The organism is Xenorhabdus bovienii, from assembly GCF_024721015.1.
Classification (GTDB): Bacteria; Pseudomonadota; Gammaproteobacteria; order Enterobacterales; family Enterobacteriaceae; genus Xenorhabdus; species Xenorhabdus bovienii.
Map to the genome: position 1 here is coordinate 1 of NZ_JANAIF010000299.1, position 579 is coordinate 579.

The 579-nt window shown below is 41.5% G+C and carries 1 protein-coding gene; it reads left to right on the forward strand.

The annotated features are described in order from the left end of the window. On the forward strand, positions 1–579 hold a 579-nt coding region (locus NXS07_RS20680), incomplete at both ends, for a terminase large subunit domain-containing protein (RefSeq protein WP_258087595.1).

Here is a 579-nt window from a genome sequence, read left to right on the forward strand (position 1 = left end):
GTTTACAACATTAACCGTAAATTTGTTTTAGATTTATTCGTCTGGCAGAAACGCTGGAAAGCCAATCAACATCACCGTAATCGCTTTTTGCATAAATGCAGGCAGGTGGGTGCTGATCATTATTTCGTACTGGAAGCATTAAGCGATGCCTGTCGAACAGGCCGGAATAAGATTTTTATGTCTGATAAAGATTGGCTACAGAATTTTGTTTATAACGTTGCTCAGTATTTTCCTGAACAGCAAACGCACTTAACCGAAAATGCCGAAGATATCCGGTTACTGAAGCTCAGTAATGGCGCTGAAATCCGTTTTTTGCATGAAAACAGTTGCTCTGTCAGCATCAGTGGTGATGTGTATGTGTCGGAATGGGCGTATTCCGATGACCCCATTAAGCTGATACGTCTGGCATTGGGGATATCACTGAATACAAAATGGCGAAGAACGTTTTATTCTTCCAGAGATTCAGGTGACAACGGCGAGGCAGCTTATAAGGAATTCTTTACCCGGAATTGCGTCAAAGGTGAATCGGCTTTTTTCGATACAGTCACATTGTTTGATGATGTTGAAAATCGCTTAGAT